Origin of the sequence: Pseudovibrio sp. WM33 (assembly GCF_001623165.1) — a bacterium.
Classification (GTDB): domain Bacteria; phylum Pseudomonadota; class Alphaproteobacteria; order Rhizobiales; family Stappiaceae; genus Pseudovibrio.
Map to the genome: position 1 here is coordinate 1 of NZ_LMCK01000063.1, position 14,195 is coordinate 14,195.

The window sequence follows — 14,195 nt, forward strand, 5'->3', positions numbered from 1 at the left end:
AAATGATGATGCCGGATCAATTTTGAACGCTCATTGACATACTTCGGAGAAGGTTTAGCTTGTCAGCGGTGGTTTCGCTAAACCAATCTTTATGATGAGTTAATTCATGCACAACAAACGCTGCAAGCCCACCTGCACCGATAAGCAAACTCTCTGATAAACAAGGTACACTTTGCTTTGCAAATCGCACCAAGCGAGACTTATTGCATCAAAAATAGTTTTGTAGTGTGCCGCGACGGCGTACATCAAGAGTAATGCAGTGCCAGCCACCTCCAAAAGTCTTTCCATGTCGATAACGCAACGGAATAACATTCAGATTTTTCTGCTTTTCAAGAATTTTTATGAGCTCAGTTTGCCCAGCTTCGACAACAACGTTGTGTGGGTCAATACTGAACAGGTTAAGTCCAATCCAGTCTGAGCACCATGGATATTCCAAACCGTAAATCTGCTCTGGTGGAGTTGAAGGTGCCTTAATCATCTCCCAACTTTTAAATTGCTCGGGAATATTGTCCTCATTTACCAAATGCGGATTGACTAAAATCCGGCCCGGGCCAATAGGTATCATAGTCGTATCTATGTGATCCGGACTCACGGAAATAGAGTGAAGCCTGAACGTGTCACCTAACAACCGCTGCATCCAGTCCATACCTGCTAAATTTCCACTGATATTGGTGTTGTAGAACAGGTCTTCACCGATGCGAAGAATGTTGGCAGCGTCGAAAATGGGTTCGACCTCAGTGATAGACGGCTGGGTGTCGGTTGAAGGGATTAGATAGGCATCATTTAGTAATCTAGGTTTAGGCGCGGAGATCCAATTACACCCCGATCGGAAGTACTCAAGGAGCAAATCCTTATATGCCAGTGTTTCGCATTGACGGGATCGACAAACCATCGGAGTCTCGATGAGCTTATCCCCCACGACAATCATCGAGTCGCGGGGCATAAGCGCGTTTACGCTTTCCGTCGACCAATATGGGGTAGCTATTCTTTTACTGTAGTCGATTTCAGCGGGCCTACGTACCGTTACATTGAAAGATTCAAGTAGGTCCACAAAGTTGGCGATATCTTCTTCAGTCTCTTCAATTATTTTTTGAGGCACCGGTCCCACGCGATGCTCTGATTTTTTTACAGGCCACCGGAACAGGTAAAAGGATTCTTCTAATTCCGGAATATAACCGCCTTCAATCGAACCAACAATAACCTCTTCAAGAGGATCCCAGTCGTTAAATGAATTCACGGCGGATACGGTCTCTGTTGCGGTGTAATTTCTATCAATGATATTCATAAAGTATCCTTTTGACTGAGATTAAAGTAAGTTGGCCGTGCGTATTTCTACCAATCACCAAGCACGCACGACGGTAGTTAAAACGCCAAGCCATTAGCAAAGCGGTGATGAAAAACGAATGGAGGGACCAGTCTATATATCTGAAACTCTGCCCTGCCGGCCCTGCAGATTCGAGAAAATTGGAAGAACTGCCGCCCCCCATGGCAATGAGTACCGGGTCAATTTCATCTTGGGTAGCGTGTAGGCCTCGGTTTGGAATTGTTTGGCTGCGCACAAAAATAAGGAACAATTCAAAGAGAAAAATCCTGGCAAAGAGCCGTGAGAAACCTTTGCAGAAATTACGATTAGCCCACAGGACATGTTGGCAATTCGAGATCATTAAACTTGCCGCCTGCTATGCGTTCCCTGCAACCATCCGTATCAGTCATAGTGTATGGAAATACCGTTGGTAGAGCGCTGATTTAATCTAATTTATCGATATGAGCAGATGTCAGAGTGATATCGGCTGCTGCCAAATTGTCTTCGAGCTGAGCCATAGTGCGTGGTCCTATGATAGGGATAACTCCCTTGGTCATCGACCAGGCTATAGCAACCTGACTTGGTGTTAGATGGCATTCATTTGCAACTTCAAGCACAGCATTGATTACTGCTGTTTGTTTGGTGTCTTCCTCGGCTACAAAGCCCAAACCGCCGAAGGCTTCATGGCGACCCGCTTCTCCATTCCTGTATTTACCAGTAAGCACGCCCCCGCCGAGAGGGGACCATGTTGTCAAGCCCAGCCCAAGGGCCTGTGCCATGGGGAGGAACTCATACTCCATGGATCGACGCAGGACGCTATGTTCAACTTGTATGCCTGCTAATGGGGTGTAACCGCGCCAGTCGTCAAGGGTCGCGGCATGGGCCACGCGCCAGGCGGGAAAGTCAGATAATCCAGCGTAGAGAATCTTGCCTGCGCGGATAAGATCCTCAAATCCGCGCATGATTTCATCGGTTGGGGTGACTTCATCCGGGTAGTGTACCCAGTAAAGATCAATGCGGTCCGTTTTGAGGCGCTTAAGGCTGGCCTCAAGCGAGGTAACCATGGCCTTGCGGCTGTTGCCTGTCACCAAAATGCTTGCATCCGGTGTGGCCCACTGCGAGAATTTGGTGGCCAGTACAAACTCTTCACGTCGCCCTTCCAGCAGTTCGCCTAGGTATTCTTCTGACTCGCCGTATTGATAGCTATCTGAAGTGTCTATGAAATTGCCGCCCTTGCGCGCATACTCATCCAACATACGTCGTGCGTCTTCTATATGGGCTCCATGCTGCCAACGACGGCCAAAGTTAAGTGTCCCCAAAGCCAGTTCAGACACGCGCAGTCCAGTACGGCCGAAAAGTTTGTATCGCATTTGTCTCCCTTTCGATTTTCAGTTTAGTGCGTGTTTGACGTCTATGAGGGCAATGGATATGACCATGGCATATCCGGGTTGAGGAGCATAAAGCCAGCATCTCGAGCTCCAGAGGTCTGGTTGACCGCAACATGTTGAGTACCGGCTTTCACATCCTGATAAAGACGCCCACTTGGGGACTTTTCGGACAAAATGCTGCTTCCAGATGCGCCGTACAGACGATCCAATGCAGACAATATAAGCTTAGTCGTCAATGTATTGTGAGCTCGATTGCGAATGGCGACATGACGAGGGATGCTCTTGTCGCGTTTCAGACAAGCTTCGGTTATATTTACATCGCTCTGAATAAGCTGCCACGCCGCGTCAATTTCAGACCAACAGGTTCCAACAAGGATCTGAAGATGTTCGCCGCCTACAGGCCGGTCTTCGCCTTCAGGCTGCTGATCTTGATGAAAGGTGATAAAATCCTCAATAATTCCTCTTGCAGCGCCTACCAGTACAGAGCTTTGAGAAAAAGGAGCGGTCGATCCGATTATCATTGGGAAGGTGGTGGTTCGGTACCGTGGGACAAGCACATCCTTAGCTATCAGAGACTTACTGCCGGTTCATGCCAATCCCCGGGTAAACCAATCATCTTTGATTTGAAGATCCTTCATAGGCACCAGGAACAGACGCGGTCCCGGCCCTGTGTCATTGTCCGGTGCAATGCTTCCCACAATCGCCCAGGTTGAATGATCGCAACCGCTTGAGAAGGGAAACTCACCATTGAGCACATACCCATCTTCCGTGGGCTGCGCCCATCCTTTTAGGAAAAGCGCGGAACAGGCGAGCGCTTCTGGGCCTTCCCCCCAAACATCTTCCTGAGCCTCCAGGCAGAACTGGTTGGCAAGATCATCCGCATGGCCTGCCAGAACCGCATAGACCCAACCTGTTGAAGCACAGCCCTTGGAGAGAGTTTCAACAAGCTGATAGTGCTCGGCTGCGCCAAGACCACTACCACCCCAACGCCTGGGTTGGCGAACCTGCATGAGGCCGCTTTGCGTAAGGGCTGCGATAATCTCGTCTGGTACACGGCGCTCACGCTCTGTCACTTCCTGCAAATCACGCGCGCGGCCCGCAATTCTTTGTGCATCCTTTAATAATTGTGAGAAGGAAATTGATGATTTTTGATGAATGTTCATTTCAGTTCTCCAAGACGATCAAGGGTCTTTGAGGCGGCAGATAATTTTGTTGGCGCGTTGATCCATTCAGCCATTGCGCCGACTTCATATTGTTTTCCATTGAAATACTGATTGAGGATGTAATCGAAATCCCAGACATCCTTAAAAAGCTGGCTAAGGCTCGCATTGGCAAAAAAGCCACTGGCCGGGGTGTGCACCTCATCTCGAGTTTGTGGGAATGTCTCGCCCGCCTCAAACGTGATGGACTTGGCGATTAAACTGGAATTTGAGCTAATGCGCTCCATCAGAGAGGGCTCGATGGTATTCAGAACACCGGCTTCTTCAGCCGCGATAAAGGATCGCAGCCCATACTTACGAAGACGACCTGAGCGCAACGGCGTGTCACTAACAAAATAGCTTTCATAAAGCGAGCCCAGCAGGTCATTTTCGTAGCACTCGGCAAAAAGGCTCGGCGACAGGGAGCCGTGCAGCCGAGCCCCGACCTCAACCATGAAACAACCTTGCGCGCCATCAATAAACTCCATGTGCGCGGAGCCCTGACGCAGACCAAGTGCATGACAACAAGCAACGGCTTGTGCAATGAGTGACTCAAATTTCGGATCGCTGGGATCTTCCATTACCAGGAAACGTTTTACATTGGGATAGGACCAATAACCCAGATCAGAAAGGCGAATGTAGCGACTGATCGCAGCAACGACGATTTCGCCATCGCGCGCAACCAGATCGACCACATACTCCAGCCCTGAAATATATTTTTGAACGACAAATCGATGGTTCTGCTTCCAGGTGCAATTGAGCTCCCCCCAGGCCAGATCAGCGATTGCCGATTCTAAAGCTGACAGATCCGCGCAGTAGTGAAGTGCCTCTCCTCCAGCAGCATCGTGTGGTTTTAAAACATAAGGGCCAACCCCAAGCGTCTCCTCTATCTCAGAGGATTTGGTTTCGGGGCCAATACTCATGCTGGAGATACTAGGCAGGCCAACCTCGGCAAGGCGGTTTTGCATGGCTTGCTTATCACGACGATAGTCTATCGTTTCAGGGTCGTTGCCCGGCAATCCGTAGTAAGCGCTGATCTGATCAGCACTTTCAACGCCAAGCTCACCACCTGGAATAACAGCATGAAATGGACAGTCATTGGGCGGCGGTAGATCATCTTTACTCATAATAACGCCAGCATAAAGGTCTACGTCGAAGTCTCGCCCTCGGCTCTTAACAGTGGGTGGAAGCTTATTGACCTGATCCATGTCGATATAAGCATAGCATTCCACACCCCGTTCAATGAGATATTTTGCAAGCATATTGTGGTTAACTACAGGGTTGGTCAGAAGGCAAATCGGCATTACTTCTCTCCAATTGAAACAGTAATGAGTGGTCGAGAGCTATAAGCTGCTATGGCAGCCTTACATCCATTGGGAGCAGCTATGTTGCGGGTGCAACAGGTGGGATGATTTCTCAAGCGCAGACCTGCCCGCCACTCTTCCTGGCTTTCTGGCTCCATCCAGAAACGAGATAGATCAGTTGCAACTGACCCACCGAAGTACTTAAGAGCAGCTTCAATCTGAACCCATTTGCTCACCGGATCGCTTTGAGGATCAATCAACTTGTGTTCGGCAAGTGCATTTACGCGGTCGGACCAGCCTTTACGGCGGGAAGTTGTTTCAATGTCAATGCCGACAGATCTTTCAGAAAGAGCTGCTGCCCCCCAGTATTTCGTGTAACTTAAACTGATATGAACTTTGCCCAGTGGCGATATTAAGTAAGGCTTCCCAGTAGGTTGATGGTTTAATTCCAACCTATCCGGCGTCAAACGAAAGGCCCGGTGAAAGAGATTTTTCAGAACCTTTACCGAAACAGATCTGCGGTCTTTCCGTATCTGTGCAATGCCCTTCGGTTGCCCACATCTATTGTGACGCAACGGATCCATCGGAAAAAACGTATACCAAACTCCCCCCTTATCAGTGCTCATATGGTGGGCTCCAAGGCTGGTAGTCGGGGAGGAGAATGGACGAAGTCCTCCTCCTCTATAATGATAGAAAAGTGCGTTTCCAGCAGGGACACCAAATGCGCGCGAGTTTCTATGCGCTGCCGCGTTTGAGTGGCACCCTCAATCTTGATTAAAGCGTTGTTCCGTATAAGAAGGCCACCAGTCAGGCTGGGTCTGCTAACAATTAGGTTTTGAGTGAATTGAGATTCTGGCGAAAGGGAATTATAAAAATTCACAGGGCCGAAATCTTGCAGATCATAAGTGCGCAGATCGAATCTATAGATGGGCTTCCAGATCTCTCCTGAAAGGCGTGTCAGAGTATAAAACTCGCCAGTTCCCTTTTTAATTTTGAAGGGATACGCCCCCAGTTGCTGTACCAGATCCGGCTCGATTACTATGGGCTGAGCAGGGCCAAATACGCCATATCCTGCATCACACAGCCAAGTTTGTCCTTCCATTTCAACATAAAGGACCATGTGAGAACGCGGGCTCGGCGCTCCATCAGCACGGGCAATACGAGCCATGCCCAGTCGCGAAGAGACACCCAGTTTGTCCAACATACTGTGCAGGATCGCATTTTGCTGGGAGCAACCGCCGCCACGACCTTTGTGCAAGAACTTGTTCAAGATGGTGTCGAGATTGACCGTGGGAGTTGTTCCGAGGAAATAGTCCATCATATCGAAGGGAAAAGTGGAGATGTGCGCAAGAAAGAGTTGCGCGAGTCCCTCAACACTATTGATCTGAGGCGACTGCCAACCGACCCTATCGCAGTATGTGCTCAGCCAATCAACCGAGCGCCTTGCCGGCGGAGTTATATTGAAGAGAGCATCCATGGAGTTCTTAAACCTGCTCTCCATTACCAACAACAAGGACCGATCCCGTTGTGTTCGTACGCCGCGTGGCCAGATCTACCGTTACACGCGCCACCTCATCGGCTGAAAGGGCTTTTCGCGTTGGAATTTCCAGCAAGATTTCACGTTTTTTAGAACCGGCGAACGATTCGAAAAGCTCGGTTTCGACAAAACCCGGAGAGACGCAATTGACATAGACATTAAAACGCGCGGCTTCCTTTGCCAGTCCCTTGCAAAAGCGTTCAATAGCGATTTTGGAACACCCATAGGCGCTGTTTCCGGCCTTCACCTTATGAGCGGCACTGGAGGACAGGCAGATAATGTTCCCCTGACGCTTTGCAATCATGTCATCCAGAAAGGCATGGGTGAAGTTCACAGTACCCATAAAGTTATTCGCCATCAATTTGGCAATGCGCTCACGTCCTCCCTGAAGGAGGAGACCATCTTCGACAATGCCAGCATTATTGACCAGAACTGACGGAACACCGCGCTGTATAATGCTGTTACGAAAGGCCTCGACCGCTTCATAATCGGCACTGTCGACCTTCACAGTTTTAATACGCCCACCCCACTGTTCCTCCAGTTCACTGGCCGCTTTACTGTTTGAGAAATAGGTCGCGATCACATCGACATTTTGCTTAACAAAGGTTTCCGAGATCTCACGACCAATCCCTCGGGTGCCGCCGGTCACAATAGCGAAATTTGTCATGCTGCTTCCAATCTTTGCTCAACTAAAATGAGGGAACCCTGTGTGCTATGCCCCTGGGGATTTGAATAGCGAAAGAACAGGTTGAACTGCCCGTTTTCTGGTAGGGCTTCCAGGCGCAGGTCCAGCTCCAACCTCATGCCGGGAGTAACTGGAAATCTAAAATTCGCGCGCTCTACTAAGTCAACGTCATACTTGGTTGACTGCCATTTTTCCGTTTGGTCAAGAACCAGTCCAAGTAGGCAAGCCCCTGGAACTATGGGCATATTGGGAAAGTGGATTTTAAAGAGGTCGGCCTCACCACTGATCTGAAAACCAAGTGTGATGACCTTTGGTTCTGGGTTCTTTTGCCAAAGAAGGGTAAAGAGCTCCCGCTGTCCATCATACATCTGAGCCAGCCCTTTTTTGCAGATAGTAATCGGGGTATTGATCTGGAATCACAAGGCCAATGGCAATTAAGCTATTGCGCGTTAAGGCAAAAATTGGCCAATAGTCGGGGAAGCTAACCGCAAGCACTGAGAGGATAAAGCTTGACAAAAAGATCAGCGTCCACATGAGCGTCAAGTGATAGTTGATCGTGAGAAAGATCTCTTCAGCCCAGAATTCTTCCGGGGTGCGTTCTCGGGCATATTGCAACGTGTATGGTTTCCCAATGAACAGAGATCCCGACGCAACCAGAGTGTAAATGGCCGAGATGAGGAGCAGCGGATGCTCAAAGAGCCATGAACCGCCAAGCATATAATGAAACGCTGGCACGGCGAGGAAGAAGACAATAGCCGTCCAGTCTATAAGGAATCCACGGCGAAGATTATCAAAGCTTACGACAACGGTAAGGGCCAGACAGGCATATGCGGCGAGCACAACGTCGCCCAAAAAATAATCGATCAATGAGGGATAGGCAGCCCAGACAATAAAAGGCTTTGCAATACTTATCATTGCTGTCCCTCATCTATACAGGCCACAATGATGTTTCCACCAAAGCTTGTAGGGCTTTTATCAATACGTTCGCCGCGCAGGCGCACTTGATAAAAACCACCAAGCTGAGTGGGCTTTGCAAATACCCGGTGCGTCTCATGCAATCCACCCAGCCGTACCGCGCGAATGCTCGCGGGAATGTACCGCTGGTTTGCTCGTACTTTATCTTGAAACGTCCTTCTCACGGCTTGCACAGCCAGCTGATTAAGAAGTTCGACAATAATTGTAAAATCACCATATTGATCACAAAGATCCTGTCCCCGCGACATATCCAACCGGATTATGAGGCCCTCTTCCGCGTCCTGTTGGAAATCCATGGGGCATAGGTCGAGATAGTGGCGACAGATCGTGTCAATAACATCAACAGTTGTCATGAGAAGATCTCCCGTCAGACACAGCTTCAAGTTGTTTTGCGATGGTAAAATGCGACAAGCCACGGCCAACGAAAAAACCGACAATAAGTCCCGAAGTCATGCTGTCCCACATGAGGAACGAGGGGAGCTGGGTCCAATCAGCCCCAGATGCCGAAGCGTAGCCAAGCCAGTATTTGGTGAAAAATCCCGCTCCACTAACCCCCAGAACGCTCAGCCCACCTGGGGTGATTATAAGATCCCCTTCCCGGCGCAGCCGAGGGGCTTGAGGAAACCAATAAACAAGTGCCGTCGCAATCAGGATACCCAGCGTCCAGCCACCAAGAACAGGGAGCGAAAATCCACTGTAATAGGTGACAAGCACAAGGGAGATGACAACGATAATGATCGGGGTGCTCAGCAAATGGTAGAGACGGCTGCGCTTTTCAAAACAGGAGGCGAGCCCAAAATAGAGGACAACCGTATATAGCGTATAGACCCAGTGCGGTGTGCTCCGCAGAACCTCAAGCATGATCAAATTGCGCCTCGCGTCGATGGTCTATAACCGGATTTGCTTTTGTCCTCCAGTTCATGACCAGTCCCTCGCGCCCAACTACCCGGGTCAGAACCGTTCCCCGTTCAATCCCCTCTGCAATCTCGTTGATTGCATCAAGTGCCTGATGGGCTTTTCCTGTATTCGCACTGTCCTGCGAGCAATCAGCATCCAGTGCAAGAGTGAGGACATCGCGGCCCTGATCATCAGTGTCGAGAATAATCTGAATCCTGTCAATTAAGCCCAATGCCTGTTCTACGGTGCGCTTGATCCTGTCAAAACCCACCGCATTGCCTGCAATATTGAAGCTTGTGTCAGAACGATCGCCAAGAATCAGGCCATGACCAGCCCCTTCCTGATAGGGCGCCAGAAGCTTTCCTTTATCGCCAATCTTATAGCGAATAACAGGAACTTCAGGGCTCGTCAGAACCGTGACAAGAACGTTATCATCTTCATCTGTCTCGAAGAAATACCAGTCATCAAGAAGCTCATGAACGCCTGCGGGCATAGTTGGCGTATGCACGCCGGCAAAGCCGTATTCGACAGCGCCAAACATGCTGAAATAGGTCGCGTCAGGCCAGACTTTTGCAATCAGTTCCTGCTTGGTCGGGTAAAAATGTTCGCCCGTGTAAACGATCTTGCGGATATCCAGTTCCACTCCATGCTCTAAGGCTTGCTTAGCAAACTGCACAACGCTCGAAGGCGCTCCCATGACCGTATTCAGGCCAAATTTTTCAAAGATCTGGAAGTAGAAGGGATCAGAGCCTATGGACTGTAATTGGCCAACAGGTAGAATTGTAGCGCAGATAGCCTCCAGGAAGCGATTTGAACCTTCATAAAGGACCCCCAATCCACCAGGCGTATATAGGTTTGCGACAGTGTCTTCCGACGTAAACACATTGCGCATGAGATAACTCATTAACTGGTAGGCATAGGTTCCCTCTGAGGCATCCCCCCAGATCCGGTGGCAAAGGACCAATGGCGTGGAGGTGGTGCCGGAGGTACTGATGATGTAACCACCCTTGAAATAGCCCTTTTCGATAAACCTCTCGCTGATCTTGCGCAGGTCTTCCTTGGAACAGGGGGGATATTGGGCTTGCAAGTCCTCAATGGAGTTAACCTGAGGGAGTTCAGGCATGCGGCCTGTCTCATTGTATGCCCTGATCATCTGGTTAAAGCGGTCTTTATAGAAAGGGGTCACTCGGGTCATGCGCTTTCCAACTCCTTGCCCATGGTTGCGTTGTCTCGAAGATCAACAATGTCCGGGCGCTTCGAACGGTTTGTAATGTGAATGCTAGCGCGGTCGCGCACCCTCAGTTCAACCACGCCACGGCCCACATCCCACCGGATGTCTTTCATGGAATGAACAGCCTCCCAGACGCCTCGGCTCACCTCTCCATTTTCTGGAAAATCGTGATCAAGTACGACCGTGAGCACATCCTTTCCATCTGTGGCGCTATGCAGATGCAGTTGAATTTCTGCGTTTCTGGCCATATCCGGGAGCGTGGCAGACCTTATGGTTTCGCAGACTGCTTCATATCTGAGCATTGCATCTCCGAGGTTGAAGAAGCTATCACTTCGTCCATAAAGAGCGAGCTGAGTGCTCCCCCCCTCTCCCGTGACCAACGTCCCCCGGTCGCCAATTTTGTAGCGAATTATGGGAATGAGCGGACCTTTGAGATCCGTGACATAAAGATTGCCGTCTTCATCAGTTTCCAGAAAGAACCAATCTTCAAACACGTAATGATGGCTAGCCGAAAGGTTAGGATGGCCAACACAGGCTAATCCGAACTCCGTGGCGCCATAGAGGCTGTAAAAGTCAGCTTCCGGCCAGATGCTCTTCACGAGGTCGCGCTTGGCGGGATAAAAATGTTCGCCAGCATAGACGAGCTTTTTTATGGGAAGGTTAATATTGTATTTCTGGGCGGTTTTGGCAAAGGCAATAAGATCGCAGGGAGAACCAACCAGCGTGTTTAATCTCAAGCGCTCAAACAGTTCAAAATGCGTATAATCATTGGTCAATGAGTCCAAGCGACCGACAGGTAGAACGGTGCACCCCATCGGCTCAAGTATCTTACACATGCCTTCGTAGAGTAGTCCTAAACCGCCAGGAAAGCAGAGATTTGCGACGACATCCCCTTGAGCAAAGACATGTTCGATAAGATAATCGAATAACTGCTTTGGATAGGTATTGTCAGAAGTATCCTGCCAGATGCGGTTTACAAGCACCAACGGCGCTTGGGTGGTGCCGGAGGTTGTAACCACATAGGAGTCTGCAAACTCTTGCTTTTCCACCACGCGCTCGCTCATGGCACGCAGGTTGTCTCGTTCAGATAAGGGGTATTTTGCGCAATACTCTTCGTAGTCGGAAACTTCAGGGTAATCGCCTGGCATTCCACTTTCACGATAGGCGCACACCATCGTGTTAAACTTCTGTGTATCGAATTTTGAATGTGCTATCACGTATCATTCCTCATCTTGACTCAGGCGAACGAGGGAGACCTTAGGCCGCGTAGGATTGCAGGATCACGGTTGCCGCAAGTCCGCCCATCCCGAAGGAGTTCTTAAGGACTGTTTGCGCGGCCATTTCCCGGCTTTCACTGACCACATCCACGTCGCACCTGGGATCCTGGCTCTTGAGATTGATAGTGCCCGGTACAAACCCTTCCTGTGAGGAGATCAGGGTGTTTAGTGTTTCCATAGCTCCGGCAGCCGCAATCATGTGTCCGTGTAAAGACTTATTTGCGGTAACGGGGACTCTGTGATCAAACACATCATTAATCGCCTTGGACTCGTGAAGGTCGTTTAGTTGAGTGGATGTGCCATGGGCATTCACAAGATTAATCTGGTCCGGCGTGATGCCTGAATCTTTGATAGCTCTGCGCATGGATAAGACCATATCGAGCGAGTCAATGTGAGGCTTAACGATATGCTGGGCATTCAAGCTTGAGCCGTACCCGAGAATCTTCAGCAAGGGCTTTGCCCCGCGTTGCTCAACCGCGCTTTTCCTTTCAAGCACGAAGAAGACAGCCCCTTCAGCAGGGACGTAACCCGAGCGCCGTTGATCAAAGGGTCGGGAGCGTTCTTCGGGCGGGACCGTTCCGTCAGTGACAATCACATCAGCCGCTTCCAGGGCGATGAGATGTTCCGGTGAAATTTTGGCGGTCACGCCGCCAACAACGACGGCATCCAAACGGTTATCCTGCAGCGCGTGGAAGCCTGACCCAATCGCTTGCAGCGATGCAGAACATAGCCCAAGATGACAGAAAGCCGGGCCGGAAAACTCAATTGTTTCGCGAACTTGCTTGAGCGCGGTAATGGGCGAGTAATTGAGAAAATCGCTGACGCGGAAGTGGCGCTCCATCACCGCCGCACGTTCATCAAGGCTTGTGGCGTCCGGCTCCCCTTCCACGACGCAGTTTATCGTTTGCACAATATCCGCGACAGGCTCATCGACGCCCAGATAACACCCGATCCGCGCGGGGTCATACTGCTCAAGAGCGTATCCAGGATGAGATTTGAGCGCACTCAGAGCAGTGCGGGTATAAAGACTGTCACCGATGACTGGCTTTCCCCGGTGAGGCCAACGAATCTTTTCATTCCCAAGTTTAGGAATAAAAGCGTGCTTGCTTTTGAAGGATCCGGTATCATACTTTTTAATTTCGCGGATACCAGAGTGCCCGCCTCTTAGCGCGGACTTTATTTCTTCGTAACTTGATCCGATCGGTGTTACACAACCAAATGCACTGATAACGATATCATCTTGCTTTGCCATGAATGGTCACGCCGCCTTCTTTGTTAGTGGTATCGCTTCATTGCGTTTCTCAAAGAGCATCGCGCCTATTCCGGACGATGATCCAACCCCATTGAGAATGACAGGTCGTTCCAAAGGAATTGATGGATCAAGAAGGGTGAAGACGAGATCAATGAGGTTGTTGGGCTGACCGGTGTAGCCGACATATTTCTTATAGCTGAACGTCAAAGGGTTATTAAAAAACTGGTTGATCGCAAAATGTTCATCTTCACCTGCTTTTGCGATACCGTTGTCATAACAAATGACAATCGGTGAAGTTCCTGCAAGATCGGCAAATGTTTGACGATAAAAGTCTATCCAATCTTCTGAGTTTGCATGCATTTTATCGCTGTATCGGCTATGCACCCGCTTTATGACCGCCAGAGGTTGAGCGTTGCGCGCTTCTACCTGCTCCAATGGTTCCATGACCACTGAAGCCGCGCCCATGCTTGGCACGATACCGTCATCATGGGCTTGGTTACGAACTAAACCCATCTTGGTGAAGGCTAACCTATTGTCCAGACTATTCATATTGCCATAGGCGCTTAATACTGCGCCTTCAATTCGGCCACGAGATATCGTGGCGCATGCTTCTTCAAGCATGCATATCCCGCCCAGGGACATACGCTGAAACGGATAGCCACCACCCCGAAGTTTGAAGTACTTCGATATGTGGTAGAGCACACTCGTCGGCAGCCTTTTGAAAAGAGCCAGTGGATGGATAGCCGTTCGTAGATGCCCTATCTCAGAGAGCACGTCTCCAACTTCAGGCTTGGTTTCGCGCTCACAATTGTGCACCAACTGCCATAGTTCGGCTGGAAACTCACGTTCTCGTTCAGCGCTTGTGTAAACAGCCATATTTTCGCGCTGGTCTTCTCCAATCGGAGAGACTGCCTCTGCGATCTCGAAGGCATCTATAGCGCTTTGCAGGCACTGAGCCGCAGGTTCCGTAAGAATAGATCGATCTTCTCGCGCTAAATTACGTACCACTTTGCGTTTAGCAGTTCCGAGCTCCTCAAAATCACTTGCGGATGGCATCTGTGGGTCAGATGACAGAAGCTCAGGAATGTTTTGTGTCTTGACCTGACCACAAAACACACCCCCTCCGGTAATTGCGATTCCAGACACA

The 14,195-nt window shown here is 49.9% G+C and carries 16 protein-coding genes; all 16 read right to left on the minus strand.

What is annotated here, in order from left to right:
- Positions 1–208: 208 nt before the first annotated feature.
- The 16 genes from PsWM33_RS11450 to PsWM33_RS11525 all read right to left on the minus strand — a co-directional run bounded on the left by PsWM33_RS11450 (position 209) and on the right by PsWM33_RS11525 (position 14,194).
- A complete protein-coding gene (locus tag PsWM33_RS11450) occupies positions 209–1,285 on the minus strand; it encodes a hypothetical protein (protein WP_063300312.1) in 1,077 nt (358 codons plus the stop codon).
- A 461-nt stretch (positions 1,286–1,746) separates the two neighbouring features.
- On the minus strand, positions 1,747–2,673 hold the full coding sequence (locus tag PsWM33_RS11455) for an aldo/keto reductase (RefSeq protein WP_206599000.1): 927 nt from the start codon (positions 2,671–2,673) through the stop codon (positions 1,747–1,749).
- A 41-nt stretch (positions 2,674–2,714) separates the two neighbouring features.
- Positions 2,715–3,212 (minus strand): hypothetical protein, encoded by a 498-nt coding sequence (locus PsWM33_RS11460; RefSeq protein ID WP_153039929.1) that lies wholly within the window; start codon positions 3,210–3,212, stop codon positions 2,715–2,717.
- A 66-nt stretch (positions 3,213–3,278) separates the two neighbouring features.
- Complete coding sequence (locus PsWM33_RS11465) at positions 3,279–3,854, minus strand: acyl-CoA dehydrogenase family protein (RefSeq protein ID WP_063300314.1); 576 nt, start codon at positions 3,852–3,854, stop codon at positions 3,279–3,281.
- On the minus strand, positions 3,851–5,194 hold the full coding sequence (locus tag PsWM33_RS11470; protein WP_063300315.1) for an ATP-grasp domain-containing protein: 1,344 nt from the start codon (positions 5,192–5,194) through the stop codon (positions 3,851–3,853). The genes PsWM33_RS11465 and PsWM33_RS11470 overlap by 4 nt, the downstream gene beginning before the upstream one ends.
- Complete coding sequence (locus PsWM33_RS11475) at positions 5,194–5,820, minus strand: 4'-phosphopantetheinyl transferase family protein (protein WP_063300316.1); 627 nt, start codon at positions 5,818–5,820, stop codon at positions 5,194–5,196. Before PsWM33_RS11475 ends, PsWM33_RS11470 begins: the two co-directional genes overlap by 1 nt.
- Positions 5,817–6,671 carry an arylamine N-acetyltransferase family protein gene (locus PsWM33_RS11480; RefSeq protein WP_063300317.1) on the minus strand — a complete coding sequence of 285 codons (855 nt, stop codon included), beginning with the start codon at positions 6,669–6,671 and terminating at the stop codon, positions 5,817–5,819. Before PsWM33_RS11480 ends, PsWM33_RS11475 begins: the two co-directional genes overlap by 4 nt.
- 7 nt (positions 6,672–6,678) lie before the next feature.
- Positions 6,679–7,398: an SDR family NAD(P)-dependent oxidoreductase gene (locus PsWM33_RS11485; protein WP_063300318.1), complete on the minus strand. Its 720-nt coding sequence runs from the start codon at positions 7,396–7,398 to the stop codon at positions 6,679–6,681.
- Complete coding sequence (locus PsWM33_RS11490) at positions 7,395–7,784, minus strand: hypothetical protein (protein WP_063300319.1); 390 nt, start codon at positions 7,782–7,784, stop codon at positions 7,395–7,397. The genes PsWM33_RS11485 and PsWM33_RS11490 overlap by 4 nt, the downstream gene beginning before the upstream one ends.
- Positions 7,777–8,331, minus strand: a complete 555-nt coding sequence (locus PsWM33_RS11495) for a hypothetical protein (protein ID WP_063300320.1) — start codon at positions 8,329–8,331, stop codon at positions 7,777–7,779. Before PsWM33_RS11495 ends, PsWM33_RS11490 begins: the two co-directional genes overlap by 8 nt.
- Complete coding sequence (locus tag PsWM33_RS11500; RefSeq protein ID WP_063300321.1) at positions 8,328–8,744, minus strand: hypothetical protein; 417 nt, start codon at positions 8,742–8,744, stop codon at positions 8,328–8,330. The genes PsWM33_RS11495 and PsWM33_RS11500 overlap by 4 nt, the downstream gene beginning before the upstream one ends.
- Positions 8,731–9,252, minus strand: a complete 522-nt coding sequence (locus PsWM33_RS11505) for a hypothetical protein (RefSeq protein ID WP_063300322.1) — start codon at positions 9,250–9,252, stop codon at positions 8,731–8,733. The genes PsWM33_RS11500 and PsWM33_RS11505 overlap by 14 nt, the downstream gene beginning before the upstream one ends.
- Positions 9,245–10,483: a hypothetical protein gene (locus PsWM33_RS11510; RefSeq protein ID WP_063300323.1), complete on the minus strand. Its 1,239-nt coding sequence runs from the start codon at positions 10,481–10,483 to the stop codon at positions 9,245–9,247. Before PsWM33_RS11510 ends, PsWM33_RS11505 begins: the two co-directional genes overlap by 8 nt.
- The gene (locus PsWM33_RS11515; RefSeq protein WP_153039931.1) at positions 10,480–11,736 is read right to left on the minus strand and encodes a hypothetical protein; all 1,257 of its coding nucleotides are present in this window, start codon (positions 11,734–11,736) and stop codon (positions 10,480–10,482) included. The genes PsWM33_RS11510 and PsWM33_RS11515 overlap by 4 nt, the downstream gene beginning before the upstream one ends.
- Positions 11,737–11,776: 40 nt before the next feature.
- Positions 11,777–13,048, minus strand: coding sequence for a beta-ketoacyl-[acyl-carrier-protein] synthase family protein (locus PsWM33_RS11520; RefSeq protein WP_063300325.1), 1,272 nt, complete (start codon positions 13,046–13,048; stop codon positions 11,777–11,779).
- Positions 13,049–13,054: 6 nt separating this feature from the next.
- The gene (locus PsWM33_RS11525; RefSeq protein WP_153039932.1) at positions 13,055–14,194 is read right to left on the minus strand and encodes a beta-ketoacyl synthase; all 1,140 of its coding nucleotides are present in this window, start codon (positions 14,192–14,194) and stop codon (positions 13,055–13,057) included.
- Position 14,195: the final 1 nt, after the last annotated feature.

What these genes read in the sequence shown, in the direction of transcription:
- PsWM33_RS11450 (WP_063300312.1), bottom strand. Translation starts at nt 1,285, where the DNA reads ATGAATATCATTGATAGAAATTACACCGCAACAGAGACCGTATCCGCC.
- PsWM33_RS11455 (WP_206599000.1), bottom strand. Translation starts at nt 2,673, where the DNA reads ATGCGATACAAACTTTTCGGCCGTACTGGACTGCGCGTGTCTGAACTG.
- PsWM33_RS11505 (WP_063300322.1), bottom strand. Translation starts at nt 9,252, where the DNA reads ATGCTTGAGGTTCTGCGGAGCACACCGCACTGGGTCTATACGCTATAT.
- PsWM33_RS11520 (WP_063300325.1), bottom strand. Translation starts at nt 13,048, where the DNA reads ATGGCAAAGCAAGATGATATCGTTATCAGTGCATTTGGTTGTGTAACA.
- PsWM33_RS11490 (WP_063300319.1), bottom strand. Translation starts at nt 7,784, where the DNA reads ATGTATGATGGACAGCGGGAGCTCTTTACCCTTCTTTGGCAAAAGAAC.
- PsWM33_RS11465 (WP_063300314.1), bottom strand. Translation starts at nt 3,854, where the DNA reads ATGAACATTCATCAAAAATCATCAATTTCCTTCTCACAATTATTAAAG.
- PsWM33_RS11495 (WP_063300320.1), bottom strand. Translation starts at nt 8,331, where the DNA reads ATGATAAGTATTGCAAAGCCTTTTATTGTCTGGGCTGCCTATCCCTCA.
- PsWM33_RS11500 (WP_063300321.1), bottom strand. Translation starts at nt 8,744, where the DNA reads ATGACAACTGTTGATGTTATTGACACGATCTGTCGCCACTATCTCGAC.
- PsWM33_RS11470 (WP_063300315.1), bottom strand. Translation starts at nt 5,194, where the DNA reads ATGCCGATTTGCCTTCTGACCAACCCTGTAGTTAACCACAATATGCTT.
- PsWM33_RS11485 (WP_063300318.1), bottom strand. Translation starts at nt 7,398, where the DNA reads ATGACAAATTTCGCTATTGTGACCGGCGGCACCCGAGGGATTGGTCGT.
- PsWM33_RS11460 (WP_153039929.1), bottom strand. Translation starts at nt 3,212, where the DNA reads ATGATAATCGGATCGACCGCTCCTTTTTCTCAAAGCTCTGTACTGGTA.
- PsWM33_RS11480 (WP_063300317.1), bottom strand. Translation starts at nt 6,671, where the DNA reads ATGGATGCTCTCTTCAATATAACTCCGCCGGCAAGGCGCTCGGTTGAT.
- PsWM33_RS11475 (WP_063300316.1), bottom strand. Translation starts at nt 5,820, where the DNA reads ATGAGCACTGATAAGGGGGGAGTTTGGTATACGTTTTTTCCGATGGAT.
- PsWM33_RS11510 (WP_063300323.1), bottom strand. Translation starts at nt 10,483, where the DNA reads ATGACCCGAGTGACCCCTTTCTATAAAGACCGCTTTAACCAGATGATC.